The 26,667-nt window shown below is 65.6% G+C and carries 28 protein-coding genes and 1 pseudogene; 17 read left to right on the forward strand and 12 right to left on the reverse strand.

Annotated features, from left to right (window positions below; all coding sequences use genetic code 11):
• The first annotated feature begins 68 nt into the window (after positions 1-68).
• The 3 genes from BLJ79_RS15485 to BLJ79_RS15495 are packed head-to-tail and all read left to right on the forward strand — an operon-like array spanning position 69 to position 4,371.
• Positions 69-1,586, forward strand: coding sequence for an ABC transporter permease (locus tag BLJ79_RS15485; protein WP_071215636.1), 1,518 nt, complete (start codon positions 69-71; stop codon positions 1,584-1,586).
• A 41-nt stretch (positions 1,587-1,627) separates the two neighbouring features.
• Positions 1,628-2,671: an ABC transporter permease gene (locus tag BLJ79_RS15490; protein ID WP_139194913.1), complete on the forward strand. Its 1,044-nt coding sequence runs from the start codon at positions 1,628-1,630 to the stop codon at positions 2,669-2,671.
• Positions 2,668-4,371, forward strand: a complete 1,704-nt coding sequence (locus BLJ79_RS15495; protein WP_071215638.1) for an ABC transporter ATP-binding protein — start codon at positions 2,668-2,670, stop codon at positions 4,369-4,371. The genes BLJ79_RS15490 and BLJ79_RS15495 overlap by 4 nt, the downstream gene beginning before the upstream one ends.
• 95 nt (positions 4,372-4,466) lie before the next feature.
• Here the strand turns inward: BLJ79_RS15495 and BLJ79_RS15500 are convergent, their stop codons facing one another.
• A complete protein-coding gene (locus BLJ79_RS15500; protein ID WP_071215760.1) occupies positions 4,467-4,931 on the reverse strand; it encodes a GNAT family N-acetyltransferase in 465 nt (154 codons plus the stop codon).
• 37 nt (positions 4,932-4,968) lie between these two features.
• Positions 4,969-5,583 carry a TetR/AcrR family transcriptional regulator gene (locus tag BLJ79_RS15505; RefSeq protein WP_071215639.1) on the reverse strand — a complete coding sequence of 205 codons (615 nt, stop codon included), beginning with the start codon at positions 5,581-5,583 and terminating at the stop codon, positions 4,969-4,971.
• A gap of 279 nt (positions 5,584-5,862) precedes the next feature.
• Here BLJ79_RS15505 and BLJ79_RS15510 point away from each other — a divergent pair, with 279 nt between their 5' ends.
• Positions 5,863-7,026, forward strand: coding sequence for an acyl-CoA dehydrogenase family protein (locus BLJ79_RS15510; protein WP_071215640.1), 1,164 nt, complete (start codon positions 5,863-5,865; stop codon positions 7,024-7,026).
• A gap of 136 nt (positions 7,027-7,162) precedes the next feature.
• Positions 7,163-7,693: a MaoC family dehydratase gene (locus BLJ79_RS15515; protein WP_071215761.1), complete on the forward strand. Its 531-nt coding sequence runs from the start codon at positions 7,163-7,165 to the stop codon at positions 7,691-7,693.
• A 31-nt stretch (positions 7,694-7,724) separates the two neighbouring features.
• Here the strand turns inward: BLJ79_RS15515 and BLJ79_RS15520 are convergent, their stop codons facing one another.
• Positions 7,725-8,486 (reverse strand): response regulator, encoded by a 762-nt coding sequence (locus tag BLJ79_RS15520; protein ID WP_071215641.1) that lies wholly within the window; start codon positions 8,484-8,486, stop codon positions 7,725-7,727.
• Complete coding sequence (locus BLJ79_RS15525; RefSeq protein WP_071215642.1) at positions 8,483-10,096, reverse strand: ATP-binding protein; 1,614 nt, start codon at positions 10,094-10,096, stop codon at positions 8,483-8,485. Before BLJ79_RS15525 ends, BLJ79_RS15520 begins: the two co-directional genes overlap by 4 nt.
• Before the next feature lie 186 nt (positions 10,097-10,282).
• Between BLJ79_RS15525 and BLJ79_RS15530 the strand changes: the two genes are divergently transcribed.
• The 5 genes from BLJ79_RS15530 (at position 10,283) to BLJ79_RS22990 (ending at position 14,008) form a co-directional block, all read left to right on the forward strand.
• Positions 10,283-11,287, forward strand: a complete 1,005-nt coding sequence (locus tag BLJ79_RS15530; protein WP_083411351.1) for a Bug family tripartite tricarboxylate transporter substrate binding protein — start codon at positions 10,283-10,285, stop codon at positions 11,285-11,287.
• Positions 11,288-11,289: 2 nt separating this feature from the next.
• The gene (locus tag BLJ79_RS15535; RefSeq protein ID WP_071215643.1) at positions 11,290-11,796 is read left to right on the forward strand and encodes a tripartite tricarboxylate transporter TctB family protein; all 507 of its coding nucleotides are present in this window, start codon (positions 11,290-11,292) and stop codon (positions 11,794-11,796) included.
• Positions 11,789-13,336, forward strand: coding sequence for a tripartite tricarboxylate transporter permease (locus BLJ79_RS15540; RefSeq protein ID WP_071215644.1), 1,548 nt, complete (start codon positions 11,789-11,791; stop codon positions 13,334-13,336). Before BLJ79_RS15535 ends, BLJ79_RS15540 begins: the two co-directional genes overlap by 8 nt.
• Positions 13,333-13,743 carry a universal stress protein gene (locus BLJ79_RS15545; RefSeq protein WP_071215645.1) on the forward strand — a complete coding sequence of 137 codons (411 nt, stop codon included), beginning with the start codon at positions 13,333-13,335 and terminating at the stop codon, positions 13,741-13,743. The genes BLJ79_RS15540 and BLJ79_RS15545 overlap by 4 nt, the downstream gene beginning before the upstream one ends.
• Positions 13,744-13,819: 76 nt before the next feature.
• Entirely contained in the window at positions 13,820-14,008 is a 189-nt protein-coding gene (locus BLJ79_RS22990; RefSeq protein WP_139194899.1) for a hypothetical protein, read from the forward strand.
• Positions 14,009-14,406: 398 nt separating this feature from the next.
• Here the strand turns inward: BLJ79_RS22990 and BLJ79_RS22995 are convergent, their stop codons facing one another.
• Complete coding sequence (locus BLJ79_RS22995; RefSeq protein ID WP_139194900.1) at positions 14,407-14,832, reverse strand: hypothetical protein; 426 nt, start codon at positions 14,830-14,832, stop codon at positions 14,407-14,409.
• 305 nt (positions 14,833-15,137) lie between these two features.
• Between BLJ79_RS22995 and dxr the strand changes: the two genes are divergently transcribed.
• The 4 genes from dxr (at position 15,138) to BLJ79_RS15565 (ending at position 20,054) form a co-directional block, all read left to right on the forward strand.
• A complete protein-coding gene (dxr, locus tag BLJ79_RS15550) occupies positions 15,138-16,313 on the forward strand; it encodes a 1-deoxy-D-xylulose-5-phosphate reductoisomerase (protein WP_071215764.1) in 1,176 nt (391 codons plus the stop codon).
• Complete coding sequence (locus BLJ79_RS15555; RefSeq protein ID WP_175475498.1) at positions 16,310-17,689, forward strand: M50 family metallopeptidase; 1,380 nt, start codon at positions 16,310-16,312, stop codon at positions 17,687-17,689. Before dxr ends, BLJ79_RS15555 begins: the two co-directional genes overlap by 4 nt.
• Positions 17,690-17,986: 297 nt before the next feature.
• A complete protein-coding gene (locus tag BLJ79_RS15560; protein ID WP_071215646.1) occupies positions 17,987-18,436 on the forward strand; it encodes a hypothetical protein in 450 nt (149 codons plus the stop codon).
• A 220-nt stretch (positions 18,437-18,656) separates the two neighbouring features.
• On the forward strand, positions 18,657-20,054 hold the full coding sequence (locus tag BLJ79_RS15565; RefSeq protein ID WP_071215647.1) for a pyridoxal phosphate-dependent decarboxylase family protein: 1,398 nt from the start codon (positions 18,657-18,659) through the stop codon (positions 20,052-20,054).
• Between the two features lie 354 nt (positions 20,055-20,408).
• Here BLJ79_RS15565 and BLJ79_RS24075 read toward each other — a convergent pair whose 3' ends face one another.
• From BLJ79_RS24075 to BLJ79_RS15585, 7 genes and pseudogenes are all read right to left on the reverse strand, one after another.
• The gene (locus BLJ79_RS24075) at positions 20,409-20,666 is read right to left on the reverse strand and encodes a PDDEXK nuclease domain-containing protein (RefSeq protein WP_502686104.1); all 258 of its coding nucleotides are present in this window, start codon (positions 20,664-20,666) and stop codon (positions 20,409-20,411) included.
• A complete protein-coding gene (locus BLJ79_RS24080) occupies positions 20,629-21,006 on the reverse strand; it encodes a PDDEXK nuclease domain-containing protein (protein WP_502686108.1) in 378 nt (125 codons plus the stop codon). Before BLJ79_RS24080 ends, BLJ79_RS24075 begins: the two co-directional genes overlap by 38 nt.
• A 39-nt stretch (positions 21,007-21,045) precedes the next feature.
• A pseudogene (locus BLJ79_RS24085) lies at positions 21,046-21,324 on the reverse strand (DUF1016 N-terminal domain-containing protein); the annotation flags it as partial.
• Positions 21,325-21,616: 292 nt separating this feature from the next.
• Positions 21,617-21,742, reverse strand: a complete 126-nt coding sequence (locus tag BLJ79_RS23000) for a helix-turn-helix domain-containing protein (RefSeq protein WP_139194901.1) — start codon at positions 21,740-21,742, stop codon at positions 21,617-21,619.
• Between the two features lie 305 nt (positions 21,743-22,047).
• The gene (locus BLJ79_RS15575; protein ID WP_071215648.1) at positions 22,048-22,668 is read right to left on the reverse strand and encodes a GyrI-like domain-containing protein; all 621 of its coding nucleotides are present in this window, start codon (positions 22,666-22,668) and stop codon (positions 22,048-22,050) included.
• A 44-nt stretch (positions 22,669-22,712) separates the two neighbouring features.
• Positions 22,713-23,507, reverse strand: a complete 795-nt coding sequence (locus BLJ79_RS15580) for a VOC family protein (RefSeq protein ID WP_071215649.1) — start codon at positions 23,505-23,507, stop codon at positions 22,713-22,715.
• 9 nt (positions 23,508-23,516) lie between these two features.
• A complete protein-coding gene (locus BLJ79_RS15585; RefSeq protein WP_071215650.1) occupies positions 23,517-23,990 on the reverse strand; it encodes a DUF1801 domain-containing protein in 474 nt (157 codons plus the stop codon).
• 177 nt (positions 23,991-24,167) lie between these two features.
• Between BLJ79_RS15585 and BLJ79_RS15590 the strand changes: the two genes are divergently transcribed.
• The 3 genes from BLJ79_RS15590 (at position 24,168) to BLJ79_RS15600 (ending at position 26,642) form a co-directional block, all read left to right on the forward strand.
• Positions 24,168-24,467 (forward strand): YciI family protein, encoded by a 300-nt coding sequence (locus tag BLJ79_RS15590; protein WP_071215651.1) that lies wholly within the window; start codon positions 24,168-24,170, stop codon positions 24,465-24,467.
• A 167-nt stretch (positions 24,468-24,634) separates the two neighbouring features.
• Positions 24,635-25,780, forward strand: a complete 1,146-nt coding sequence (gene ispG, locus BLJ79_RS15595; RefSeq protein ID WP_373457933.1) for a flavodoxin-dependent (E)-4-hydroxy-3-methylbut-2-enyl-diphosphate synthase — start codon at positions 24,635-24,637, stop codon at positions 25,778-25,780.
• Between the two features lie 112 nt (positions 25,781-25,892).
• On the forward strand, positions 25,893-26,642 hold the full coding sequence (locus tag BLJ79_RS15600; RefSeq protein WP_353615484.1) for a GNAT family N-acetyltransferase: 750 nt from the start codon (positions 25,893-25,895) through the stop codon (positions 26,640-26,642).
• Positions 26,643-26,667: the final 25 nt, after the last annotated feature.

Consider the following 26,667-nt stretch of genomic DNA (forward strand, 5'->3'; position numbering starts at 1 on the left):
CGGACCCCACACGCCCTTGTTAGCGACCCTTTCGAGGGCACTCAAGACGGAAAGGCAAGAACCGCGCAGTGCTGAAATTTATCCTCAAGAGGCTGGGAGCCTCCATCGGCATCCTGTTTGCCGCATCCTTCCTCCTGTACGTGCTGGTGATCAACTCCGGGGACCCGTTGTCGGACCTCCGCGAATCGATCGCCGACAACCGCGACTACCTGATGCAGCAACGCAGCGACTACATGAACCTGGACATGCCCTGGTTCCAGCGCTACTGGACCTGGCTCGTGGGCGTGGGCGGCTGCTTCGCCCTCAAATGCGACCTGGGAACCAACATCCAGGGCATCGAGGTCACCGGGCTGCTGGGTGCCGCGGCGTCGTCCACGTTGCGCCTGGTCGTGCTGGCCACCGTGCTGGCTGCCATCGCCGGCATCGCCATCGGCGTCCTGTCCGCCATCCGCCAATACTCCGGCCTTGACTACGGGGTCACCTTCCTGACCTTCCTGTTCTTCTCGCTTCCGGTCTTCTGGGCGGCGGTGATGCTCAAGGAATACATGGCCATCGGCTACAACGACTGGATGAAGGACCCCTCGTTCTCCACGGTCCAAATCGTCTTGATCGCCCTGCTCTTCGGCTTCCTGATGCAGGTGTTCCTCGCCGGGAGCCTGCGCCGGCGGCTGGCCACCTTCGCCGTCTCTGCGGCCTTCGTCGCCGTCGTGATCCCGTACCTGCTGTGGCTGAACTTCTTCCGCTACCCGCAGCTGGGCCCGGCCGCCATCGTGGTCCTGTCCCTGGCCGTGGCGCTGAGCGGAACCGCGATGTCGGTGGGGATCCGCAACAAGTTGGTCCTCTACCCGGCCCTCATCACCGTGGGCCTGGGCCTGGTCATGTACTACGCGACCTTCACGCTGCTGACGGAACCCAACACCTGGGTGTTGATCGTCGGGGGCATCCTCTCCGTGGCGGTCCCCGGTGCCATCGGCCACTTCATGGGCGGGCGCCTGCGCAAGACCGCGATGGCCGTCAGCGCCGTGACCGGGCTGGCCTTCGCCGGGCTGACGGTCATTGACCACATCTTCCGCGCCTGGCCCGGGTTCCTGGCCCTGAAGCCCCGGCCCATCGGCACCATCGGTTCCCAGACCCCGAACTTCACCGGGGACTTCTGGGAGTCCTTCCTGGATCGCGGCGCGCAGCTCTTGCTGCCCACGCTCCTGCTGGCAATCATTTCCCTCGCATCGTACTCGCGCTACACCCGTGCCTCGATGCTGGAGGTCGGGCAGCAGGACTACATCCGCACCGCCCGCTCCAAGGGCCTTTCCGAACGCACCGTGATCTTCCGCCACGCCTTCCGCAACGCGCTGATCCCCATCGCCACCATCGCGGCCTTCGACTTCGCGGGTTTGATCGGCGGCGCGGTGATCACCGAGACGGTGTTCGGCTGGAAGGGCATGGGCCAAATGTTCACCACCGGGCTGCATGCCGTGGACCCCGCGCCGGTCATGGCGTTCTTCCTGGTCACCGGAACCGCGGCGGTCCTGTTCAACATGCTGGCCGACATCTTCTACGCCTTGCTCGACCCGAGGATCCGGGTATGAGCGGGATCAAGGACAACGAGGAACTACGAGGTCCATCGAGCATGAAATCTGATATCGAACCCGGCGAGCAAGAACTTGTCTCGCTGGTTGAGGTCGAAGACGCGGAACTGGCCCGCAAGTCCAGCCAGTCCAAGAGCCAGGGACAACTGGTCCGCCGGCGTTTCCTGAACCACAAGGCAGCCATGATCTCCACCGTGGTGCTGGTGGTCATCACGCTCACGGCATTCACCTCCATCGGATTTGCCGGCATTCCGGGTTGGTGGGGACAGAGCTACCTGAAGTCCTCCAGCGTGATCAACGGCGGGGCACCCACGCTGAGCCTATGGCCCTCCTGGCTCGGCGGGCCCGGGTTCGCCATCGGGGAGCACCCCTTCGGGCAGGACAACACCGGCAAGGACTACTTCGCCCTGGTGATGCGTGGAACGCAGAAATCCATCATCATCGCGGTGACCGTCGGCGCACTGTCAACCTGCATCGGTGCGATCATCGGCGCCGTCGCCGGATACTTCCGCGGCTGGGTCGACGAGGTCCTGATGCGGCTGACCGACCTGTTCATCGTCATCCCGCTGCTGGTGTTGGCCGCCGTGCTGGGCCAGCTGGCCGGCTCCAAGCTGGGCGGCTCCATCTTCGCCCTGGCCCTGGTGCTGGGCATGCTGACCTGGACCGGACTGGCGCGCCTGGTGCGCGGCGAGATCCTGTCCCTGCGCGAGCGCGAATACGTCGCCGCCGCCCAGGCCATGGGATCGAAGACCTCCCGGGTGATCTTCAAGCACCTGCTGCCCAACACCATCGGGGTGATCGTGGTCAACGCGACCTTCGCGATCGCCGGGGCGATCCTGCTTGAAACCTCGCTGAGCTTCCTGGGCTTCGGGGTCAAGGCCCCCGAGTCCTCGCTGGGCCTGCTCATCAGCCAATACCAAAACGCGTTCACCAACCGGCCCTGGCTGTTCTGGTGGCCGGGCATGTTGATCGTGACCATCGCGTTGAGCGTGAACTTCCTGGGCGACGGGCTGCGCGACGCCTTTGACCCGCGCCAGACCAAGAAGACCCGGCGCCGCACCAAGAAGGAAGAGGTATCCGAATGAGCATCCCCACGGCCCATGCCGGCGACACCGCAACGGCCCTGAGCTTCCAGAACCTTTCCGTTTCCTTCGAGACCGAATTCTCCGATGTGCACGCGGTCAAGGGCCTGTCCCTCGAGGTGTACCCCGGGGAGGTCGTGGCCCTGGTGGGCGAGTCGGGTTCCGGGAAATCCGTGACCTCCACCGCCGCCATCGGCCTGCTGCCGCCCAACGCCTACATCACCGGCAGGGCAATGGTGGGCGGCATCGACGTGGTGGGCCTGCCCGAGAACAAGATGCGCAAGATGCGCGCCACGGACATCGCCATGGTCTTCCAGGAGCCCATGACCGCGCTGAACCCGGTGCTGACCATCGAGCGCCAGCTCACCGAGTCACTCGAGCTGCACGGATTGGCCTACGGCAAGGACGCGACCAACCGCGCGGTGGAGCTGCTGGAGATGGTCGGGATCCCCGACCCGCGCAAGCGCGTCAAGCAGTACCCGCACCAGTTCTCCGGCGGCCAGCGCCAGCGCATCGTGATCGCCATGGCGATCTCCTGCGACCCGAAGGTCATCATCGCCGACGAGCCGACCACCGCGCTGGATGTGACGGTGCAGGCAGAGATCTTGGACCTGCTGCGCGAGCTGAAGGACAAGCTGAACACCGGCATCCTGCTGATCACCCACAACATGGGCGTGGTGGCCGACCTGGCCGACCGCGTCGCGGTGATGTTCCGCGGTTCGCTGGTGGAAACCGGCACAGTGGACCAGGTGCTCAACCACCCGGTTCACCCGTACACGCAGAAGCTGCTGGCCTCGGTCCCGCGGCTCGAGGCCGTGGATGTCACCGGGACCTGGGAACCGGAACCTGCCGAGGTGCTGGACCCGGAGCGCAAGCTGGTCCTCGAGGCGAAGAACCTGGTGCTCGAATACGACATGCGCGGATCCAAGTTCCGTGCCGTGGACGACGTGTCCTTCGAACTGGCCCGCGGCCAGATCCTGGGCATCGTGGGGGAGTCGGGTTCCGGCAAGTCCACCGTGGCCAAGGCCGTGCTGGGGCTGCTGCCGGTGGCCTCCGGGGTGCTGGCGGTCCAGGGCACCAACCTGGCCTCGCTGCGTCCCAAGGCCGCCCGGGCGATCCGTGCCAAGATCGGGGTGATCTTCCAGGACCCGGCCGCATCGCTGAACCCGCGCTTCCCGATCGGCGATTGCATCACCGAGCCGATGGTGGTGCACAAGGTCGGCAACCGTGCCGAGCGCATCAAGCGTGCCGAGGAACTGCTCGACGCGGTGCACCTGCCCCGCTCCGTGATCAACCGCTACCCGCACGAGCTCTCCGGCGGCCAGCGCCAGCGCATTTGCATCGCCCGTGCGCTGACGCTTGACCCGGAACTGCTGATCGCCGACGAGCCGACCAGTGCGCTGGATGTCTCGGTGCAGGCAGCGGTTCTGGAAATGATCCAGGAACTGCAGGCCCGCTACGAGTTCGCCTGCCTGTTTGTCAGCCACGACCTGGCCGTGGTGGACCTGCTGGCGCACAACGTGGTGGTCATGAAGGACGGCAAGTCGGTCGAGCAGGGACGGGTCTCCGACGTGCTGCACGCCCCGCAGCACGACTACACCCGCCGGCTGCTGGCCGCCGCCCCGGTGCCCGAGCCCCGGGAACAAGCGGTGCGCCGCGAGGCACGCCGCCTGTTGACGGAGCTGGAAATCCCGGACAGCTGAGGTCCGCACACGACAAAGACCGGGAAACCAAGCAACTTGGTTTCCCGGCCTTTGTCTTGCCCGCGAGGCGGGGCTTGGAATGGAACGTCGGGAGCCTAGGCAAGCTCCATGATGAATTCCTTCACGACCGCGGCGCGGGCGTTGGAGAAGTCGGCTGCCTCGTCAATGACCTTGAAACCACGTCGTTCCAGGACCTTGATGGAGCCGATGTTGTCCTGCGGGACGCGTGCGCGCAACGGCCGGGTCGTGTACTCGGCCAGGAACGCGTCCACGGCGGAGGTGGTGATGCCCTGGCCCCAGAAGCGGCTTGCCGTCCAGAAGCTGATCTCCGGGATCGCTTCGTTCTCGAACACCAGGATGGAGCCGGCAACCTCGCCGTTGTGCTCGATGGTGCGCACGATGACCTTGGGGTCGCTGGTGATCAATCCCCAGTGGTGGTCGAAAACCCCGCGGTCGGCCGGGTTCCGGGCGGTGAAGGCGGCCATGAGGTTGGCTTCGGGGTCCTGCTGGTGTTCGAAGAACTGATCCAGGTCTTCGGGCTGCAAAGGCCGTAGATGCACGGTCACTGCCTCTCTAGTTGTGATGGTCGTCTATGCCCTAGCCTACCCGGGTGAACAGGGCGGACGCCGCCATCTGGTTCAGCAGTTTGCGCAAGCCCGCCTTGGAGGTGCGCGGGGAGTGCGCCGAATGCGCGGTGGAGTTCAACAAACCGAAGGCCGCGTGGGCGCGGAAGCGGATGACGGCGTTGGTTTCCTCGGGGTGGACCTGGTGCAGTTGTTCGGTCCACAGGGCGATGTAGGCGCGCTGGAGCTTGCGCACCAATTGCAGCTCCGCGGCCGGCAGTGTCACCAGGTGGCGGTCCTGGACCTGGATGATGTCGGGTCGGGCCAAGGCAAAATCGGTATGGAAGGCGATCAGCCGCTTCAGGATTTCCTCTGCGCTGCCTCCGGCCGCAGTGACCTTCCGGCCTCCCTCGATCATGTCCTCGCTGACGCCCACCAGCAGGGCGATGAGGACCGCCGGCTTGCCGGAGAAGTGCCGGTAGACCGCCGGGCCGCTGATTCCGCAGGCCGCCCCGAGGTCCTCGAGCGACACCCCGGCATAGCCGTGGATGGCAAAGAGCCGGGTGGCCTCGGCCAAAAGGTCTTCCCGGCGTTGCGCTTTGGCGCGATCGCGGTCGGTCGCAGCCAGGTCCTTGCCTTGTGCCTTCATGCCCCTGCGCTCCTTCCTGCCAAGGTCCCGCAAGCCGGCGAAAGCCGGGCGGATGATGGTGCTCCTGAGGCACTGGACAAGTGTGCCGTACGCCACTAGCCTCGAACTCAGTTAATGATCACTAACAATACGTGGTCGCCGGACAAAGCCCAAGCGGCCCGCAACCGCGGGCCGAACGGGCCCGCAGGACCGGGCGGCCGGTGCCCGCACCACGGGGCTTCGGGCGAACTACCGGCAATCCCGCATCCATGCCTACCAGCGAAAGGGGCACCGGGGAAAATGATCAACCTGGAACTCAACGAGGACTACAAGGAACTGGCCAAGACCGTGCGCGAGTTCGCCACCGAGGTCGTCGCCCCGGTCTCGGCCAAGCACGACGCCGCCCATTCCTTCCCCTACGAAGTCATGGCGCAGATGGGCCAGATGGGCCTGTTCGGCCTGCCCTTTTCCGAGGAATACGGCGGGATGGGCGGAGACTACTTCGCCCTGTCCCTGGCCATCGAGGAACTGGCGCGCGTGGACCAGTCGGTCGCCATCACCCTGGAGGCCGGGGTGAGCCTCGGTGCCATGCCGATCCACCGCTTCGGGACCGAGGCGCAGAAGGAACGCTGGCTCCCGGCCCTCTGCTCCGGGACCGAGCTGGCCGGGTTCGGCCTGACCGAATCCGGTGCCGGCTCCGATGCCGGCGGCACCGCGACCACAGCGGCCCTGGCGGACGGCACCTGGACCATCAACGGATCCAAGGAATTCATCACCAACTCCGGCACCGACATCTCCACCCTGGTCACCGTCACCGCCGTCACCGGGACCCGGCAGAAGCCCGACGGAACCACCGCCAAGGAAATCTCCACCATCCTGGTGCCGCGCGACACCCCCGGCTACACCGTGGAGAAGGCCTATGACAAGGTCGGCTGGCGCGCCTCGGACACCCACCCCCTGCGGTTCGATGACGCGCAGGTCCCCGAGGAGAACCTGCTGGGGGAACGCGGGCGCGGCTACGCGAACTTCCTGTCCATCCTCGACGAGGGGCGCATCGCCATCGCGGCGCTGGGCACCGGGGCCGCCCAGGGCTGCCTGGACGAGGCCACCGCCTATGCCAAGACCCGGACTTCCTTCGGGAAGCCCATCGGATCGAACCAGGGCATCTCCTTCAAGATCGCCCGCATGGCCGCCCGGGTGCACACCTCCCGTCTCACCTACTATGCGGCGGCTGCCAAGATGCTCGCGGGCCAGGACTTCAAGACCGAGGCCGCGATCGCCAAGCTGGTGGCCGGGGAAGCGGCCATGGACAACGCCCGGGATGCCACGCAGATCTTCGGCGGCTACGGGTTCATGAACGAGTCCCTGGTGGCCAGGCACTACCGGGACTCGAAGATCCTGGAAATCGGCGAGGGCACCACCGAGGTCCAGCTGCTGCTGATCGCCCGGTCCCTGGGACTCTGAGGCGGGTCCGGGGCGCACGGGGTGAAAAGTTTGTAGGATACGAGAACAAGAGTCCTCCAGGGGTTGCCTCGGCCGGCGCAGCGGCGCGGTGCAGGCCGAAGCGAGCTCCAATGAACCGATGGGATGCGTGATGGCCATGGCCGAGCAGGGCGATGTACACGAAATCCACCAGCGTGGCCTGTACTTCGAGGAACTGGAAGCCGACGCGGTCTACGTGCACTCGCCCGGGCGCACCATGACCGAGGCGGACAACGTCCTGTTCACCACCATGAGCATGAACACCCAGGCGCTGCACCTGGACGCCGCCTACGCGGCCACCCAGCCCTTCGGCCGCCGCGTCATGAATTCGATGTTCACCCTGGCCACCATGGTCGGCCAGTCGGTGGCCCAGCTGACCCAGGGCACCCTGATGGGCCAGCTCGGGCTGACCGACGTGCGCTTCCCGCATCCGCTGTTCCCGGGGGACACCCTCTACACCCAGACGCACATCGTTGACCTGCGCCCGTCGAACTCCCGGCCCGGGCTCGGGGTGGCGACGTTCGCCCACGTGGGCAGGAACCAGGACGGCATCACCGTGGCCGAGGCGACGCGGGTGTGCCTGATGTTCACCCGCGAGGCCCACGAGAAGCTCCGCAACGGGTCCTTCGGCGCGGACGACTGGCTCTAGCGAGGACTATCCGCGGCACCCCGCAACCGGGTCAGGAAACCGGGTTCAGGGTATATCGGTTTTCCGGCCTGCCGGCGTTCCCGTAGCGGGGCGTGCAGCGGGCCAGCCCGTCGGCTACCAGGAACTCGAGGTAACGCCTGGCGCTGACTCGCGCCAGGCCAAGCTCCGCGGCGAGCTCGGAGGCCGAGTAGTCCCGGTTCGAATCCCGCAGCTGTCCCATGACAGCCTCAAGGGTCGCCCGCGAGAGCCCCTTGGGCGGTTCGGCCACGCGCGTGGGCACCGCCGCCCCGGTGCGTCCGGCCTCCGGAGCCGTGGGCGGTCCCTGGTCCGTGGACTGGGGCAGGCCGGAGCGCAGCAGGTCGATGCTGTGCTGGTCCAGGCCTTCCTCGGTGGAATGGTGGCCCAGGACGGCGGCCCGATGGGCTACATAGTGGTCCAGCCGGGCCTTGAATTCCGCCGAGCCAAAGGGCTTGACGAGGTATTCGATGACCCCGCCGGCAAGGGCCCCGCGCACCGTGGAAAGTTCCCGGGCAGCGGTGATGGCAAAGACGTCAATCAGGCGACCCTCAAGCCGGGTGCGCAACGCGGAGAGTACTTCCAGCCCGCCGATGTCCGGCAGGTGGATGTCCAGCAGCAGCAGTTCCGGGCGCAGCGAGGAGACAAGTTCCATCCCCTGGGTGCCGGTGTGTGCGATGCCCACGACCTCGAAGGCGCCGTGGGCCATCAGGAAGCCGTGGTGCACCCCGGCCACGGAGGGGTCGTCGTCGATGATGACTGTGCGGATCGGGTTCATGCTCTTCCTGCTTTTTGCTTCGGGTGGTTCACGGGTGTGGTGGCCGGGGGAGGGAGCAGAATCGTGAAGGCGGCTCCGCCCAGGTCCGATGAGGCCACCGCAATGGTGCCGCGGCGGCGGGTCACCACCCGGTGGACCAAGGCTAGCCCAATGCCGCGGGCCCCGTCATGGTTGTTGCCCGCCTTGGTGCTGGTGCCAAGCTCCCACAGGGATTCGCGCATCGCCGGATCGATGCCGGGCCCGTCGTCGTGGATCTCGATCAGTACGCTGGAGTCCGTCTCCTCGCAGACCAGCAGCTCGATGCGCCCCTGATAGACCACCGCTTCGATGGCGTTGTCGATGAGGTTGCCCAGGATCGTGATCAGGTCCCGGCCCAGTGAGGGTTCGGAGGGCGCGAGCACCGAGTCGCTGTCGATGACCAGCTCGATGCCCTTCTCCCGGCAGATGGCGCCCTTGGCCAGCAGCAGCGCGCCCAGCTCGGGGTCGGTGACCGAAGCAAGGGCCGAGGCTCCCGTGGGAGAGCCGGAGGTATCGATGGATCCGATGAACGCCGAGGCGGCCTGGGCCTGTCCAAGCTCCAGCAGGCCGGAAATCACGTGCAGGCGGTTGGAGAATTCGTGGGCCTGGGCCCGCAGGGCCTGGGTCATGTCCCGCGCGCCGCTGAGGTCGCGCAGCACGGCATGGAGCTCGGTGCGGTCGCGCAGCACCAGCATGGCCCCGACGCTGGACCCGCCCACGGTGGCGCCGGAGACCTTTGCCAGCAGGATGCGCTCGCCGGCCAGGACCAGGCGCTCGTCCGCGGGCCGTTCCAGCAGCAATTGGGCGATCGGCTGTTCCAGCGCCTCAGCCGCGGGCAGGCCCAGGACGTCCTCGCGGATGCCCAGCAAGCGCTTGGCCTCGTCGTTGGCCAGTGTGATGTTCCCGAGGCGGTCGGTGGCCAGCAGGCCCTCGCCGACGCCATGCAGCAGGGCCTCGCGGGATTGCAGCAGCTCGGCGATCTGTTCCGGTTCCTGCCGGTGGATCCGCCTCCAGACCAAGCGCGAAATGCTGAATGCCCCGATGCTTCCCACGACCGCGGCGGCGATGAGCCATCCCACCAGGATGGGCAGTCGCTCGAGCAGGTCCGCGGTCAGTTCGCTTTCCAGCACTCCCACCGAGGCGGTGCCGATGACGTCCCCATTGCTCCACACCGGAACCTTGACCCGCCAGGAGGTGCCCAGGGTGCCCTGCTCGGTGCCCACGAAGGTCTCCCCGGACAGCGGCACCGAGGGGTCGGTGGAGACCTTTTCTCCGATGCGCTCGGGGTTGGGGTGGGAATAGCGGATCCCCTCGGCATCCGTCACCACCACGTAGGTCACGTCCGAGGCCTGCCGGATGAGCTCGGCAATGGGATCGATGGTCGCGGCGGGGTTTTCCTCGGCGAAGGCCTCGATGACCGAGGGCAGCCGGGCCACGGATTCGGCCACGCCCACCATCCGGGCCTGGTGGGCATCGCGGATGGAATCGGCCTGCAGGTACGCCGCCACCACGCCGGTCACCGAAATCACCAGGAACACAATGCCGACCTGAAGCAGCAACAGGTGCGTTCGAAGCGAGGGGGTGCGGAACATCCAACCATTTTTGCACGATTCCCCGCGTCAGGGCGGGCCCGTGACCATAAAGACCAATACCACCACTACCACCACATGCTTCACGGGAACCGGGGGGCTTTGTAGTGTCGATCACGCACCCTGGTGATCGACAGCACATGCCGCGGTGCCCACTCATTCGCACATCCGGACAAGGAAGTTCCACTCGTGAAGATCAATCGCTCGTTGACCCGCCGCACCGCCCTGCTGGCCGCGGCCGCCGCCACCGCACTGACCCTCACCGCCTGCGGCGGAGGCGGGGGCACCGACGCCGGGGCCGCAGACGAAATCAAGAAGCTGAACATCATCGTCCCGGCCAACCCGGGCGGCGGCTGGGACCAGACCGGTCGCTCCATGCAGGCGGACCTCACCGCCAACAAGCAGGTCGGCTCCGCCAGCGTGCAGAACATCGGCGGCGCCGGCGGCACCAACGGCCTGGCCAAGCTGGCCACCGAAAAGGACGCCAACACCCTGATGGTCATGGGCTACGTGATGGTCGGTTCGGTGGAGACCAACAAGTCCGCCTCGCGCATCGAAGACACCACCCCGATCGCCCGCCTCACCGAAGAGCCGCTGGTGCTCGTCGTCCCGGCCTCCAGCCCCTACCAGAGCACCGATGACCTGATCGCGGACATCAAGACCAAGGGCAAGGGCGTTGCCATCACCGGCGGCTCGGCCGGCGGCGCCGACCACATCCTGATCGGCCAGATCCTCAAGGCCAAGGGCATCGCCCCCGACTCGCTGAACTACATCGGCTACTCCGGCGGCGGCGAATCCCTTGCCGCACTGCTGGGCAACAAGGTCCAGGCCGGCATCTCGGGCGTGGGCGAATACGCCGAGCAGGTCAAGGCCGGCAAGGTCCGTGCCCTGGCGGTCTCCGGTCCCGCCGAGGCACCGGCACTGCCGGGCGTCAAGCCGTTGAAGGACCAGGGCATCGACGTGGTGCTGACCAACTGGCGCGGCGTGGTCGCCCCGGGCTCCATCGACGAAGCCCAGGCCGCCAAGCTCACCGACATGGTCACCAAGCTCAACGAGTCCGAGGCCTGGGCCAAGACGCTCAAGGACAACAACTGGGACAACGCGTTCCTGGCCGGGGATGAGTTCAAGACCTTCCTCGACGAGGACATCACCAAGGTCAAGACCACGCTGACCGAGATCGGTCTGGTCAAGTAACCATGCAGACCGCGCAGAAGAACCTCGGAGAAGTTCTCTTTGCGTTGGTCTTCGTAGTACTGGGTGTGGCGGGAGTGATCTTCGCCGGAACCATCGAGGTTCCGGACCTGGAGTTCGGCATGGGCCCTCGGGCCTTCCCCTACATCGTGAGCACACTGATGCTGGTCATCGGGGCGGGCCTGGTCTTCCAGGCGCTCCGGGGCCAGCTCGGTGCTGCCGAGGACGGCGAAGACATTGACGCAGAGGCCAGCACCGACTGGATCACCATCGGCAAGATCGCCCTCTTTGTCGTCATCCACATCGTGCTCATCGAGCCCGCCGGCTGGCCGGTTGCCGCCGCGGTGCTGTTCACCGGGGCTTCCTGGTCCCTGGGGGCCAAGCCCCTGTGGCGCTCAATCATGATCTCGGTCATCCTGGCCCTGGTGCTGCAGTACCTCTTCGGCGGGCTCCTGGGCGTATCCCTGCCGCGCGGACCGCTGCTGGAAGGCGTTGAGTTCCTCAATGGATAACTTCAATATGCTCATGGAGGGCTTCGCCACCGCGGCGCAACCCATCTACCTGCTTTACGCGCTCTTCGGGGTGTTCATCGGCACCGCCGTCGGCGTGCTGCCGGGCATCGGCCCGGCCATGACCGTGGCACTGCTGATGCCCATCACATACTCGCTGGAACCCACCGCGGCCATGATCGTGTTTGCCGGCATCTACTACGGGGGCATGTACGGCGGCTCGACCACCTCGATCCTGCTGAACACCCCCGGGGAATCGGCCTCCATCGTCACGGCGCTGGAGGGAAACAAGATGGCCAAGGCCGGGCGCGGGGCCGCGGCCCTGGCGACCGCGGCCATCGGCTCCTTCATCGCCGGCACCATCGCCACGGTGCTGCTGACCTTCCTGGCTCCGGTCATCGTGGACTTCGCGATCAACCTGGGACCGGTGGACTTCGTGGCCCTGATGGTGGTCGCGTTCCTGACCATCGGCGCCCTGCTGGGCGGCTCCATCCTGCGGGGCATGGCCTCGCTGGTGCTGGGCCTGTTCATTGGCCTGATCGGCGTGGATGACACCACCGCGCAGCAGCGCTACACCCTCGGCTTCCCCGGACTGACCGACGGCATCGACGTGGTGCTGGTGGCCGTGGGACTCTTCGCCGTGGGCGAGGCCCTCTACGTAGCGGCCCGCATGCGCAAGGGCCCGATTGAGGTCATGTCCATGGGCTCTTCCTCGGGCAACAGTGCCAAGTGGATGAGCAAGGACGACTGGAAGCGCTCCTGGAAGCCCTGGCTGCGCGGAACCTTCATCGGCTTCCCGATCGGCACCGTCCCGGCCGGCGGCGCGGACGTCTCCACGTTTCTGTCCTACGCCACCGAACGCAAGCTGGCCAAGGGCAAGAACAAGAAGCAGTTCGGCCACGGCGCCATCGAGGGCGTTGCCGGCCCGGAGGCCGCCAACAACGCGGCAGCCGCCGGCGTGCTGGTCCCGCTGCTGACCCTGGGCATCCCTACGACCGCGACAGCGGCCATGATGCTCACGGCCTTCCAGCGCTACCAGATCCAGCCCGGCCCGCTGCTGATGGAAACCAACGGTGCGCTGGTCTGGGCGTTGATCGCCAGCCTGTACATCGGCAACCTGATGCTGCTGATCCTGAACCTGCCGCTGGTGGGGCTCTGGGTGAAGATCCTGCAGATCCCGCGACCCTACCTGTACTCCGGGATCCTGGTCTTCGGTGCCCTGGGCGCCTACTCGTTGAACTTCGCCACGCTGGACGTGGTGATCCTGCTGGTCATCGGCATCCTGGGCTTCTTCATGCGGCAATACGGCTACCCCGTGGCACCCATGGTGGTGGCCATGATCCTGGGCCCCATGTTCGAGGTGCAATTGCGCCGCGGCCTGCAGATCTCGCAAAACGATGTCTCGGCCCTGGTCTCCACCCCGTTCACCTGGGTGGTCTACGGAGCACTGATATTGATGTTCGTGGCTTCGTTCTTCATCAAGCGGGCAAAGAAAAAGATGGAATCCGCCCCCCTGGAACAGATCGAGGAGCCCAGCAAATGAGCGAAGCAACCACCCGCCCGGTGATCGTGCTCGGATACGTGCCCGGCGCCCTGGGAGATGCAGCCCTGGCCGCGGCCGTGGACGAATGCGCCCGACGCGATGCGAAGCTGCTGGTCATCAACTCCACCCGTGCCGATCGCACGGTGGATGTGCACTACGCCTTCGGGCCCGACATGGAGCGCTTGCGCACCTACCTGGAGGCCGGCGGGGTGGAACACGAAATCCGCCAGTTCACCTCGGACCAGCTGGCCAGCGACGACGTGCTTGAAGCCGCAGAGAAGGCGGATGCCGAACTCATCGTCATCGGGGTGCGCCGGCGCTCGCCGGTGGGCAAGATGCTGATGGGCTCCGACGCCCAGCGCATCTTGCTGCAGGCCGAATGCAACGTGCTGACGGTCAAGGCGTAGTCCGCCCGGCGCCCATGAATCGACAGCGCCCGTCCCCTACCCCGGCCATCCAGCTGCGAGCAGGAGGCGGGCGCTGTTGATTTCCGGCACTGCAGCCCATTCAGCACAAAAGATGATCGCCGCCGAGCGTTTTTTGCCGACACGGCGGGACACCAATGGCGTCGGTTCCCGTGCTGCAGGCAACTGCGACTTTATCCATGCTCAAGCTGGCTCGGGACGGGATCCTTTGGAGCAGATCTTTGGTTGTGGATTTCTGGAACAATGACGTCTCCAACTGGCTGCATAAGGTTCCTGAGGTGCTTCGATTTCTAATCGGCGCGGAAATCGCGAACTTCATTGAATGGTGTGAGCCTGAGCCGCGGCCACCCTCTACGAGGAATATTCGGCTCCGATTCGAGATCCCCTTGGCGGTTTTTAGTTTGGATAGCGCCAGTGGCCAACCCTCGCGGCATCGTATCGATTCTGGGTTGGGAGACAAATTGTCGAGCCTCGGTGAGGAGCTGTTTCAAATGAATTGCGCAGTGCATCGGAACCTAGCGGAGCCGTCCTTTACTCGCTCCAAGGAATGTGGATATCCGGGACGCGAATTAAAGAATAACTGAAGGGGCCCGTTATATAAAGAGAATACAGAGCCCTTCAGTGATGTATAAAGAACTATCAGTTCTATTTGTACGAATTGTTGTACGTGTACACATCGGTGCAGTAGCCGACGACTTGGTAGCTTGAGTTGGTCGTGCAGATTTGGAGGCGAACTCTCGCCCCCGCCGGGGGGTAACCGGGCCTCCATTTGGCTTGGTAGCCATCAGCGATGTACCTGTCGAGGTATCGGTTCCACGTGCCGTTTGCGTAGGCGTAGAAACGTACCCTGACGTGGTAACCGTTCTTGACATTCGAAACCCGAATCGTTCCGTCATCTGGGCAGCCTCGGCAGTCCAAGTACGTATAGGAACCTTCGAGTTTTCCTGTCACGCCATTGAAATATAGGTCATAGACTGTCTTGGCCGTCGCCGGTGACGCAGGTATGGCCGTCATAAAGACGATCAGCACTGCTGCTACGAGTGCCGAAATCCTCTTGGATGCTGTACGCATTCGATCGCGCTCCTTGCCTTGGTGGTGTGTGATCAACTCCAGGTATTCCATTGGTGTGGTACAGGTCACATCGTAAGCGATGGACTTTCCCCTGACTAGGGAGATGGCCGAAATGACCGTTTCACTGGAATACGGGCCACGGTGCCGGCATTCAGGATTTTCCGGATGTCCTCCTTCAACCAGTCCCGGTGGCGCCAGCCCATTGGGAAGCCACAGCAACAGCGGACATAATGGGTCAGGTGAACATCGCGCAGTTTTCCTCCCATACCCAGGCCACGGCATTCACCGCCCCGAGACCCGGAACCATCCGGCGCATCACGCTGATCGGCTCCACCGGGTCCATCGGCACCCAGGGCCTTGAGGTCATCGCCTCGGCCCCCGACCGCTTCGCCGTCGCCGCGCTTTCGGGCGGGCACAACCTCACGCTGCTGGCCGCCCAGGCCGTGGCCACCGGCGCCCCGGCGGTGGGCTGCGCACATCCCGACATCGACGCGCTGTCGGCGGCCATCGCCGGGGCGGCCGCCGCCGCGGGCGTGCACGGATACGCCCCGCAGCTTTTCGCCGGCGAGCACGCGGCCACCGAGATCGCCCGTTTCCCGGACGCCGACGTGGTGCTCAACGGCATCACCGGGTCCATCGGGCTGGCCCCCACGCTGGCCGCGCTGAAGGCCGGGCACCTGCTGGCCCTGGCCAACAAGGAATCGCTGATCGTCGGCGGGCAGCTGGTCAAGGCCGCGGCCGCCCCCGGGCAGCTGGTCCCGGTGGACTCCGAGCACTCCGCGCTGGCCCAGGCGCTGCGCTCCGGCACCCCGGAGGAGGTCCACAAGCTCATCGTCACCGCCTCCGGAGGCCCCTTCCGCGGCTGGTCCGCCGAGGCGCTGCGCTCGGTGACCCCGGCCCAGGCACTGGCCCACCCCACCTGGGACATGGGCAAGGTGATCACCACCAACTCCGCGACCATGGTCAACAAGGCCCTGGAAGTCATCGAGGCGCACCTGCTCTTCGACGTGCCGCTGGATCGCATCGAAGCCGTGGTGCACCCTCAGTCCATCGTGCACTCCATGGTCGAGTTCATCGACGGCTCCACCATCGCCCAGGCCTCCCCGCCGGACATGGCCCTGCCCATCGCCCTGGGCATCGGCTGGCCGCACCGGGTGCCGGGCTCGGCCACCCCCTGCGACTGGTCCACCGCCGCGTCCTGGACCTTCGAACCGCTCGATGAGGAGGCCTTCGGCGCGATCAGGCTGGCCAAGGCCGCCGCCGCGGCCTCGCCCACGCACATGGCCGTCTACAACGCGGTGAACGAGGAGGCCGTGGAGGCCTTCCACGCCGGGGCCATCCGCTTCACCGACATCGTCGAGACCATCGAGGCGATCCTGCAGGACTACACCCCCGAAGCCGGGGAGCCGACCCTCCAGACGGTGCTGGCCGCCGAGACCTGGGCACGAAAAGCCGCCGCCAAACGTTTGGAATCACTGTGAGCATCCTTCTTTTCATCCTCGGCGTGCTGGTCATGGTCGTCGCCGTCGGCGTGTCCATCGGCCTGCACGAGGTCGGGCACCTGATCCCGGCCAAGCGCTTTGGCGTGCGCGTGCCCCAGTACATGATCGGTTTCGGCAAGACGCTGTTCTCCGTCAAGCGCGGGGACACCGAATACGGGTTCAAGGCCATCCCGCTGGGCGGTTACATCTCCATGATTGGGATGTACCCGCCGGCCAGGAACAAGGGGGTCGTGGGGGCCACCGACGCCCCGATCCTGCGCAAGTCCTCCACCGGCATGTTCCAGCAAATGGCCGACGAGGCCAGGCATGCGGCGGCCGAGCAGCTGCAGCCCGGCGACGAGAACCGGCTGTTCTACAAGCTCCCGGTCTACAAGCGCATCATCATCATGCTCGGCGGCCCGGTGATGAACCTGCTGATCGGCATCGCGATGGTCGGCATCGTCACGGTCGGCTTCGGCATGCCCACCCAGACCAGCACCGTCGACGAGGTCTACCAGTGCGTGGTGCCCCTGGGGCAGGAAACCACCCGGGACGCCTCGGTCAACAACGGCTGCCTGCCCTCCGACGCACCCGGCCCGGCCTACGCCGCGGGCCTGCGCCCGGGGGACAAGATCACCTCCTTCGCCGGCAAGCCGGTGGGCAACACCGACTGGGTGCAGCTGACCCAGGCCATCCGCGGCCATGCGGGGGAACCTGTCCCGCTGACCTACGCGCGCGACGGAGTGGAACACTCCACGTCCATCACCCCCTACAAGACCGAGCGTCCGCTGATCAACGACCAGGGCCAGATCGTCACCGACGCCTCGGGCAAGCGCGAGACCGTCGAGGTCGGCTTCATCGGCATGGGGTCGAAGGTGGAAAACATTTCCCAGCCAATCTCCGCGGTGCTGCCCGCGGTGGGCACCCAGCTCAAGGGCGTCACCGCCGTGGTGCTCGATTTGCCGGCGCGTGTCGCCGCGGTCGGCAAGGCCGCCTTCTCCGATGCACCGCGCGACCCCAACGGCCCGATCTCCGTGGTGGGCGTGGGACGCATCGCCGGGGAGATCAGCGCGATGGACCAGATCGGGGTGGCGGACAAGGTCGCCTCGTTGTTCTCGTTGATCGGCGGGCTGAACATCGCATTGTTCGTCTTCAACCTGATCCCGCTGCTGCCACTGGATGGCGGGCACGTGATCGGCGCGCTCTTCGAATCGGTCCGCCGGTTCTTCGCCAAGCTCTTCAAGCGCCCGGACCCGGGGCCGGTGGATATCGCCAAGATGCTGCCGCTGACCTACGTGGTCGCAGTCGGCATGATGGTCATGGGCGCGGTGCTGATCTACGCCGACATCGTGAAGCCTGTGTCCATTTTCGGCTGACCTGGTCCAGCGATTCGACGTGGCCCCTTGCCCACCTCGCCGGGGACGGGCAAGGGGCCACTCTTGTTTCCCCGTCTTGCCCCAGGACCGGGAAGGGAGGCCACCGGGCCGCGTCCAAACCGATGTGGAACCGACTCCCTGTGACTTTTCGATGGGGATCCGCACATCTTAGGACTGACCGGTCCGGTCCACCGATGACGTCGCTGGAAGAGCCCTTTGTACTTGGACGAGCGTCCGCTGAGGGACCGGTAGGTAGCGTTGGATTCAACAAGATGATTCAAGCGCGAAGGACCGAGCATGAGCGACTGGACAACAATCACCGCTGCCATCTCAATTGCACTCGGTGGAGACAGGGAACGCGGGCAAGAACTCCTGCTGGACTGCTGGCACGCCACAGTTCCAGCTGACCATGCCCATCGATGCATCCTGGCCCACTACCTGGCCGACACCCAGACGGAACTGGAGAAGGAAGTCGCCTGGGACCGGACGGCACTTGATGAACTCGGCTTCCTGGCGGATGACGCTCTTGCCCCGCTCGGCATTGCCTCTGCACGGGGACTGCAGCCATCGCTGCAGCTGAATCTCGCCGACGGGTATCACCGCCAAGGCCGGACCACACTTGCCCGGGAGCATCTGGACCAGGGCCTGTCGCACGCCGACGCTCTGAACAACGACGGTTACGGAAGAATGATCCTCGCCGGCCTGAGCAACCTGGCCCAACGGATCGACGCGTCGGATCCTGCCTAAGTGCTGGGAAGCTTCCTTGCCCACCGTTGGCCGGCAGTGCCCTGAGCCTCGGCCTGGGCGGTATTGCCCAGGCGGCGGATGGTGGATCGGCGTAGCCATCGTGGTCGCAAGGGCCTTGGCACCCTGTCCGCGATGTTGTTGGCGGCGTATCGTAATGTCCCACCGGCAGACACCCTTTCCGGCAGCTCCAACCGTGCTGCAGTTTGGAGGCATCGAGGTCATGAAAACCCACGGACAGGCCGGGGAGTATCGCGCCGCTCTTGACCGCGCACATGCGCACGCAAGTGGCTGGCTCGAGTCCCTCCCAGCACGTGCCGTCGGTCCCCGGATGAACGCCGACGAGCTGTTCGCCAAGTTCTCGGCACCCCTGCAGGAGCAACCAATGGACGCGGGCTCCGTCGTCGACGAACTCGCACGCCTCGCGGAGCCAGGGTTGATGGCGATGCCCTCGGGCCGGTTCTTTGGCTGGGTCATTGGTGGCACTCTCCCTGCTGCACTGGCTGCGGACTGGTTGGTCAGTGCCTGGGACCAAAACGCGGCCATGCGCTTTGCCACTCCGGCCACCGCTGCAGCCGAAGAGGCCGCCGGAATCTGGCTGCTAGAGCTGTTGGGGCTGCCGGCCGGGGCCGATGTCGGATTCACCACCGGTGCAACAGGAGCAAATTTCGTCGGGCTTGCCGCGGCCAGGGCACATGTGCTCAATGAAGCTGGCTGGGATCTCGACACCGACGGTCTGGCGGGAGCACCCAAGGTGAGGGTCCTTGTCGGCGGAGAACGCCATGCCTCCGTTGACCTCGCGCTCAAATACCTCGGACTCGGCAAGCCTGCCGAGGTCGCGGCCGACGCGCAGGGACGCCTGATCCCTGGCGCGCTTGCCAAGGCGCTGGAGGCTGCCAACGGGCCGGCGATCGTCTGCCTTCAGGCTGGAAACCTGCATTCCGGGGCGTGCGACCCCATGGCCGAGGCTGCCGAGATTGCCCACAGGCACGGGGCCTGGGTGCATGTTGACGGCGCTTTCGGGCTGTGGGCTGCCGCAAGCCCGACGCACCGCGATCGGCTCGCCGGGCTCGAGAACTGCGACTCGTGGGCAACTGATGCACACAAGACGCTCAATGTCCCCTACGACTGCGGGGTGGCCATCGTGTCAAGGCCCGAAGTGGTCCGCTCGGTTTTCGGCGTGCACACCAGCTACTTGGTGAACGACGACCGTGGCCCCGGCGACCCGTTCGAAAAGGTCCCTGAGTTTTCCCGGCGTGCTCGTGGCGTGCCCGTGTGGGCAGCGTTGCGCTCACTCGGACGCTCCGGTGTCGCGGCACTCGTCGACGAGCTGGTTGCCCACGCGCAGGCATTTGCCCAGGCACTGGAGCGCATGCCCGGCGTTGACGTGCTCAACGAAGTTGTCTTCACCCAGGTGTGCGTGAGCTTCGGCTCCGACGAGCGGACCCGGAAAATCACGGCGCGAATCATCGCCGACGGCACGACCTGGATGTCCGGCTCTCGCTGGGCTGGCAAGGACGTCCTGCGCATCTCGGTGAGCAACTGGGCCACGGACGACGATGACGTGACGGTGTCCCTGGCCGCCGTCGCGCAGGCGATCGCTGCCGAGGACGCCGGATGACGCCATGAACCCTGCCCTTTGCCCAGACGAACGCATAGGTGCAGGGGCGCCACGCTGTGGGGTGGACGGTGCTGAGACTGTGGGTTCCCGGTGGATTGCGGATAGACAGTGGGTCGTCCGTGGCCGGTGCGAATTTGGCAGGCTTGTGAATAGCCCTCTTCAAATAAAGGCCTGCCCCGATCACGTGCCATCGCGGCGACAGCCTTGAGGCCCACTTCCGGCTTGAGGGCTTCACAGGAACCAGTCACCTTGAGCTCGTCGAAGCTCCTCGGCAGTTACGCCCCACGAAAGTAACAGCAGTCCCAGCTCGGCTCCGGACAGTTCAAAGTGAGCCAGCAATGGATGAGAATACGGTTACTTTTCTTCCGGCTTGGGCCAATCCAGGGCTTCGGCAAGTTTGCTGGCTCCAGGCAGCGACTGTCGCTCGTCGGGTGGCAATGTCTCGTACGTGTACGTGGATATTGCCATCGGGGTACTGGACCTGGACAAGGCATACCTGACCGTGCGTTCGTTGCGGCTGCCGCAGACCAAGATGCCCACCGTGGGCGCGTGGGCCGTTCGGCGGAGTTTGTCGTCAACGAGTGCAACATAAAAGTTCAGCTTCCCCAGCATGCTCCGGCTGAAATTTTCCGGTCTTCAACTCGATGACGAAATAGCGCAATTGCTCGACGTGGAAGAAAAGCAGATCGATATAGAAGTCGTCACCATCCACATCAAAGTGGACCTGCCGGCCCACGAAGGAAAATCCTGGTCCAAGTTCCCTAAGCGTTTCGGTGATTCGGTCCATGAGCGATTGCTCCAAGTCTCGCTCAGCAATTTCTCCGCTGAGCCCCAAGAATTCAAAGGCATAGGGATCTTTTGCCACTTGCTGGGCCAGTTCCGAGTCACCTGGGGGGAGCGACCCTATGGAATTTGAAGGCGCCGTTCCGGTCCTTTCCAATGTCTTGTTCATGATCATGTTCGCCAAGACATTGCGAGACCACCCGTGCTGAACCGCTGCAGATGCGTAGAACCTCCGCGATTCTTCGGACTCGAGCTTGTCCAGCAAGACAGTGATATGCCCCCACGGCAATTGTCCAACAGSCTGTTGGACAATTTGAGCTTCCTCCGTCCAAGCAGCCGCGAACCCACGCATGTAGTGCAAGTTACTACGGGATAGTCCGGTCATCTCGGGGAACTCCCGGCGCAGGTCATCGGCCAATCGAGAGATGACTGCGCTGCCCCACCCCTGACGTTCCTGCTCGTCCAGATGCGGCGGCCGATCTTCCAATAGAGATCAATGAGGGAAGTATTCACGACCCGTCGGACTCGCGCCCGAGAGGAACGGACTTGTTCCTTCAGTTCATCAAGAAATTGCGCGTAGGCGTAAGGGACCAGCGGATCGTTGGTAGCCATGGGATCAGGCTATGACCGAACCGCCTACGTCGGCTGGCGCATGATGACGGACTGTGGACAGTCGTCAAAGCGAAGGCGGGATCCGCGGCCCCGACAATCGATAGCATTTCTTGCCAAGGCGTTCCTGGCTCCACGAATTTTATCTGCAGGCGTTTTTCTGCCAGGTCTCATGATCCGCCACCGGGGGAGCGGTACCCGCACTCGTAGGCCAGCGCCACCGCCTGGATCCTGTCGCGCAGCCCGAGCCTGCCCGGGATCTTGGTGACGTGGGTCTTCACTCTGGTCTCGCCCATGTACAGCTGGCACCGATCTCCGCGTTCGACAACCCCAGCGGCAGCGAGGAAAAGACTTCCAGCTCCCTGGCGGTCAGCGGCCGCAGGACCTCGGGCAACCCGGCGGGAACCGGGTGTTGGTGGTGCTGGGAAGTTCGTTTGCCACTACTATCGCCATGGCGATGCTGACGGTCGCGGGATTCGTGCCGCTGGCACTGCGCTGCCGGACTCGGCGGCACCCGGCCTCATCGACCGATGCCCTCGGGTCAGGGGAGGTCACCGTATAAATCGGCTGGGGGACTCAGCGGGCGAGTGCCGATTCCCGGCTACGCCGCGGCGACGGGCTGGCGCAGGATGGTGCGCAACTTCTCCGGGGCGGTCCTGCGGAAATCACCGAGGTAGATCTCGTGGTGCTTGCCCTCTAGCCGGAGCCCGTGGCGGGGGATGAACTCGTGGTGCATCCGTTCCAGGACCGGCCCCTCGTCGTCGAAGGAGCCCACGTGCAGGATCTGCACGCAGCGGCCCTCGGCCAGGGACCCAAGGCGGACATCGCCCAGGCGCACCGGCGGATTCTTCGCGCCCACCTTCCCGCAGGCGGCCTCGACCATGTCCAGCTCGATCCATTCGGGCACCATCAGCATCATCGTCCAGTCCCACCGCGACTTGTCGCGGGACACCGTGAACGAGTCCATGTCCCCGGCCCACCACAGGCCCTCCAGGGGCGGGACGACGTAGTCGCGGTCGAGCTCCAGCTTGCTGGCGAACTTCAGCTTGTACGCCACCGGGTACAGGGCTTCGAGCGCCTGGGCAAAGGCCGGGGAGGAGTTCGGGTCGCCGTGCCCGTCAACCATCAGGTACTGCATCTCRGGAATGTCCACAATCCGGAATTCACCGTGTTTCGCCCGGTAGCCGTCAAGCGTCTTCTTGAAGTCGATTTTCGCTGCCAAATGGATCCTAGTGTTCGGGAGACGGGCCTGGACCTATCCTTGGCTCAGGGACGCGGGGCCGAGATGAGCCAGCGGTGGCCATCGGGGTCGGTGATCGTGGCCGATCCCTGGTCCAGGGCGTTCCCCTGTCCGGCCTGCGTGCCTCCGCCGGCCACTGCGGCCGAAACGATCCGCTCCGCTTCGGCATGCGAGTCGGCATGGTGCGTGAGCGTTACCGATGAGGTGCCGACGTGCGGGTCTCCGGCGCCCACGTCCTTGGCGAGAACGGGCTCCTGCATCAGGCAGAGCCGGGAGGCGCCGTTGGCGGGCACGAAGTCGATGTACTTGTTGCCATAGTCCCTGTCCACGCTCATCCCCAGCGCGGTGTAGAAGGCCTTCGAGGCCTTGGGCTCCCTGACGCCGAGGATCACCGTGGTCTCGGTGGGCCGCGCGACACCTTCCGGGGAGGTGGTGTCCTTTCCTGCGGCTGCAAGTTTCCAGACGGTCCCGTCCGGTGCCATGAATGAGCCGGAGAAGGAGCCGAACAGTGCCTTCCGGGCGGGCTTGAAGATGTCGGCGCCGTGGGTGGCGGCGGCATCCATCACGGCCCGGACATCGCTGGGCCCGGGAAGGATGTAGGTCAGCACGGAACGCTGGTAGGCGGCACCGGGAATGCCGGAGGCGGCGGACGGTTCGGCGGGTTGGGCCGGAATGAGCTCGAGGCGCCCGGTCCCGTGCAGGTCAATGGAGATGGATTCGCCGTCAGCCGTGGTCGGAGCGGAGAAAACGTTTCGGTAGAAGTCGGCGGCCGCGGGCACGTCGAGGCAGGAAACGGAGAGGGAATTCAGGGAGAAGGACATGGATATTCCTTAGGAATCGGAGGGGCCGGTTGCCGCGCGAGCGATGAGTTCGGCCAGCTGGTCCCAGGCCTTCTCGGTGGCGTTGTGCAGTGCGTAGGAGGTCGGCCACAGCCCGTCGCTGGCATCCAGCTCGGCATGGGGACTGAATCCGAAGGTGGAGTAGCGCTGCTTGTCCATCTGCCCGCTGCGGAAGAAGCACACGACCTTCCCGTCCCTGGCATACCCCGGCTGGCCGTAGTAGAGCTTCGGGGCCAGGTCCGGGGCCACCTCGGCGACGAGCGAGTGGAGGCGCTCGGACATCTGCCTGTCGCCCTCGGGCATCGCGGCGATCTTGGCCGACACGTCGGCGGCATCCGCTGCGGCCTTCTGGGCGGCACTGGCCCGCTTGGCCTCGGTCTTCAGTTCCTTGGCGCGGGACTTCATGGCCTCGCGTTCCTGGGCGGAGAAGCTTCCGTCGGCGGCGCTCGAATCTGGGTCGGGCATGGTCTAGTTCCTCCGTGGGGTTGCCTGGATGTTCCTGCAACCCATCCTACGGAGGATGTGTCCCGGTGGCTTCTCGAATCCTGACCGGTTCGGATCCCACCCGTTCTGCCCGCCAGGGGGCGGGCCCCGGGACCCGGAAGGACGCGTTTGGCGGCCCCACGGTTTAGGCTGGACCCCATGAGTGTTTTCGCAGTTGAATACGTGTACGCCGTCGGTTCCGAAGCCACGCGCGATGAGCATCGCCCCCAGCACCGTGAATTCCTGTCCGGCCTCGGCGCCAACGGAGACGGCCTCGCCCTGGTCGCCTCCGGCCCCTACGTCGATGGTTCCGGCGCCCTGTTGTTGATTTCCTCCCCGACCCAGGCCGCCCTGGCCGAGACCCTGGCCGGCGACCCCTTCGCGGTCCATGGCGCCATTGCGGTGCTGCGGATCACCGAATGGAGCCCCGTGACCGGTGAGCTCGCTCACCACGCCTGATCCTCCAAACCCCGCGTGATCACGGCCGATTGGCGCCGTGCCGGCGCCGGGGGCTTCGCCCTGCGAGATTTGGGCCCCGCAAGCGGGCGCGCAGGGGGATAATGGAAAAACCTTCCACACTCAACATCACGGAGGAAATCTTGACCTCGATCCCGGTCAGCCTCGGCATGCCATCGGCACCGCCACCGATCCTTGCCCCGCGACGCAAGACCCGCCAAATCAAGGTGGGCTCCGTCGGCGTAGGCTCGGACAGCCCCATTTCCATCCAGTCGATGACCACGACTCCCACCACCGACATCAACGCCACGCTGCAGCAGATCGCCGAACTCACCGCCACCGGCTGTGACATCGTGCGCGTTGCCTGCCCCTCGGCCGACGACGCCCTGGCGTTGCCGATCATCGCGAAGAAGTCGCAGATCCCGGTGATCGCCGACATCCACTTCCAGCCGAAGTACGTGTTCGCAGCGATCGACGCCGGCTGCGCCGCCGTCCGCGTGAACCCGGGCAACATCCGCAAGTTCGACGACCAGGTCAAGGAGATCGCCGCCGCCGCCAAGGCCGCCGGCACCTCCATCCGCATCGGCGTCAACGCCGGCTCGCTGGATCCGCGCCTGATGGAGAAGTACGGCAAGGCAACCCCCGAGGCGCTGGTCGAGTCCGCCGTCTGGGAAGCCTCGCTCTTCGAGGAACACGACTTCCACGACTTCAAGATCTCCGTCAAGCACAACGACCCGGTCATCATGGTCCGCGCCTACGAGCTGCTGGCCGAACGAGGCGACTGGCCGCTGCACCTGGGCGTCACCGAGGCCGGACCGGCCTTCCAGGGCACCATCAAGTCGGCCACCGCCTTCGGCGCCCTGCTGTCCAAGGGCATCGGCGACACCATCCGCGTCTCGCTCTCGGCCCCTCCGGTCGAGGAAGTCAAGGTCGGTGCGCAGATCCTGCAGTCGCTGAACCTGCGCCCGCGCAAGCTCGAAATCGTCTCCTGCCCCTCCTGCGGCCGCGCCCAGGTGGATGTCTACACGCTGGCCGACCAGGTCACCGCCGGGCTCGAGGGACTCGAGGTTCCGCTGCGCGTTGCCGTCATGGGCTGCGTCGTCAACGGGCCCGGCGAGGCCCGCGAGGCCGACCTCGGTGTGGCCTCCGGCAACGGCAAGGGCCAGATCTTTGTGAAGGGCCAGGTCATCAAGACCGTGCCCGAAGACCAGATTGTTGAGACACTGATTGAAGAGGCGATGCGCATCGCCGAGGAAATGGGGAACGCGGATGGAGAAAATCCTGTCCAAAGTGGCCCCGTGGTTACCGTCGGCTAGACGTAACCCGGGGGCAGGAGAGCTTCTGGCACCAGGTATCCGCGTCCTCGACGACGCGGACACCGCCTCTCTCCGTGCCCTCGTTTCGGCCGACCCGGTCGCCAACATCTTCATGGATGCTCAACTGGCCGTCACCGGCTCGGCCCGCCCCGGCCTGGGCGGCTCGCTGGTCATCGGCCGCTTCGAGGGGGCCCTGCTGGTCTCGGCCTGCTGGATCGGGGCCAACATCGTCCCGATCAACATCACCGCCGACGACGCCGAGGAATTCGGGCTGGCCGTCAGGTCGCTGAACCGCACCTTCGCCTCATGCTTCGGCCCGGCCGAAGCGGTCATGGGGATGTGGAAGGTGCTCGCCGAGGGCCCTCAGCAGGCCTTCAGCGTCCGGCCCAGCCAGCCGCTGATGACCCTGACGGGCGCCCCGGCGATCGAACCGAACCGGACGCTGCGCGCCAGCCATGCGGGGGAGTACGAGCTGGTCCTGCCCGCCTGCGCCAAGATGTTCGAGGAGGAACTCGGGTACTCCCCGCTGGCCAACGGCGGGTCGTTCTACCGCTCCCGGGTCCGCTCACTGATCCATTCCGGGCATTCGCTCATCGACCTCGACGAGGGCGGGGCGATCCGCTTCAAGGCCGAGCTGGGCACCGTCACCACGCGGGCCACGCAGATCCAGGGCGTCTGGATGAGCCCGGAGCACCGAGGCAAGTCCATGGCGGCCGGCTACATGGCGGCCGTTGCCGACTACGCACTGCGCCTGGCGCCGACCACCAGCCTCTATGTCAACGACTACAACGCACCGGCCATTGCGACGTACCGCAAGGTCGGCTTCGAAGAGGTCGGCGAATTCGCCACCATCCTCTTCTGACCCGCCGGCACCCCCGGTATCGACC

It is taken from the genome of Arthrobacter sp. UCD-GKA (assembly GCF_001863355.1).
GTDB lineage: Bacteria > Actinomycetota > Actinomycetes > Actinomycetales > Micrococcaceae > Paeniglutamicibacter.

What these genes read in the sequence shown, in the direction of transcription:
- BLJ79_RS15490 (WP_139194913.1), top strand. Translation starts at nt 1,628, where the DNA reads ATGAAATCTGATATCGAACCCGGCGAGCAAGAACTTGTCTCGCTGGTT.
- BLJ79_RS15495 (WP_071215638.1), top strand. Translation starts at nt 2,668, where the DNA reads ATGAGCATCCCCACGGCCCATGCCGGCGACACCGCAACGGCCCTGAGC.
- BLJ79_RS15505 (WP_071215639.1), bottom strand. Translation starts at nt 5,583, where the DNA reads ATGAAGGCACAAGGCAAGGACCTGGCTGCGACCGACCGCGATCGCGCC.
- BLJ79_RS15510 (WP_071215640.1), top strand. Translation starts at nt 5,863, where the DNA reads ATGATCAACCTGGAACTCAACGAGGACTACAAGGAACTGGCCAAGACC.
- BLJ79_RS15515 (WP_071215761.1), top strand. Translation starts at nt 7,163, where the DNA reads ATGGCCGAGCAGGGCGATGTACACGAAATCCACCAGCGTGGCCTGTAC.
- BLJ79_RS15520 (WP_071215641.1), bottom strand. Translation starts at nt 8,486, where the DNA reads ATGAACCCGATCCGCACAGTCATCATCGACGACGACCCCTCCGTGGCC.
- BLJ79_RS15525 (WP_071215642.1), bottom strand. Translation starts at nt 10,096, where the DNA reads ATGTTCCGCACCCCCTCGCTTCGAACGCACCTGTTGCTGCTTCAGGTC.
- BLJ79_RS15535 (WP_071215643.1), top strand. Translation starts at nt 11,290, where the DNA reads ATGCAGACCGCGCAGAAGAACCTCGGAGAAGTTCTCTTTGCGTTGGTC.
- BLJ79_RS15540 (WP_071215644.1), top strand. Translation starts at nt 11,789, where the DNA reads ATGGATAACTTCAATATGCTCATGGAGGGCTTCGCCACCGCGGCGCAA.
- BLJ79_RS15545 (WP_071215645.1), top strand. Translation starts at nt 13,333, where the DNA reads ATGAGCGAAGCAACCACCCGCCCGGTGATCGTGCTCGGATACGTGCCC.
- BLJ79_RS22995 (WP_139194900.1), bottom strand. Translation starts at nt 14,832, where the DNA reads ATGCGTACAGCATCCAAGAGGATTTCGGCACTCGTAGCAGCAGTGCTG.
- BLJ79_RS15560 (WP_071215646.1), top strand. Translation starts at nt 17,987, where the DNA reads ATGAGCGACTGGACAACAATCACCGCTGCCATCTCAATTGCACTCGGT.
- BLJ79_RS15565 (WP_071215647.1), top strand. Translation starts at nt 18,657, where the DNA reads ATGAAAACCCACGGACAGGCCGGGGAGTATCGCGCCGCTCTTGACCGC.
- BLJ79_RS24075 (WP_502686104.1), bottom strand. Translation starts at nt 20,666, where the DNA reads ATGCTGGGGAAGCTGAACTTTTATGTTGCACTCGTTGACGACAAACTC.
- BLJ79_RS24080 (WP_502686108.1), bottom strand. Translation starts at nt 21,006, where the DNA reads ATGAACAAGACATTGGAAAGGACCGGAACGGCGCCTTCAAATTCCATA.
- BLJ79_RS23000 (WP_139194901.1), bottom strand. Translation starts at nt 21,742, where the DNA reads ATGGGCGAGACCAGAGTGAAGACCCACGTCACCAAGATCCCGGGCAGG.
- BLJ79_RS15580 (WP_071215649.1), bottom strand. Translation starts at nt 23,507, where the DNA reads ATGTCCTTCTCCCTGAATTCCCTCTCCGTTTCCTGCCTCGACGTGCCC.
- BLJ79_RS15585 (WP_071215650.1), bottom strand. Translation starts at nt 23,990, where the DNA reads ATGCCCGACCCAGATTCGAGCGCCGCCGACGGAAGCTTCTCCGCCCAG.
- BLJ79_RS15590 (WP_071215651.1), top strand. Translation starts at nt 24,168, where the DNA reads ATGAGTGTTTTCGCAGTTGAATACGTGTACGCCGTCGGTTCCGAAGCC.
- ispG (WP_373457933.1), top strand. Translation starts at nt 24,635, where the DNA reads ATGCCATCGGCACCGCCACCGATCCTTGCCCCGCGACGCAAGACCCGC.
- BLJ79_RS15600 (WP_353615484.1), top strand. Translation starts at nt 25,893, where the DNA reads ATGGATGCTCAACTGGCCGTCACCGGCTCGGCCCGCCCCGGCCTGGGC.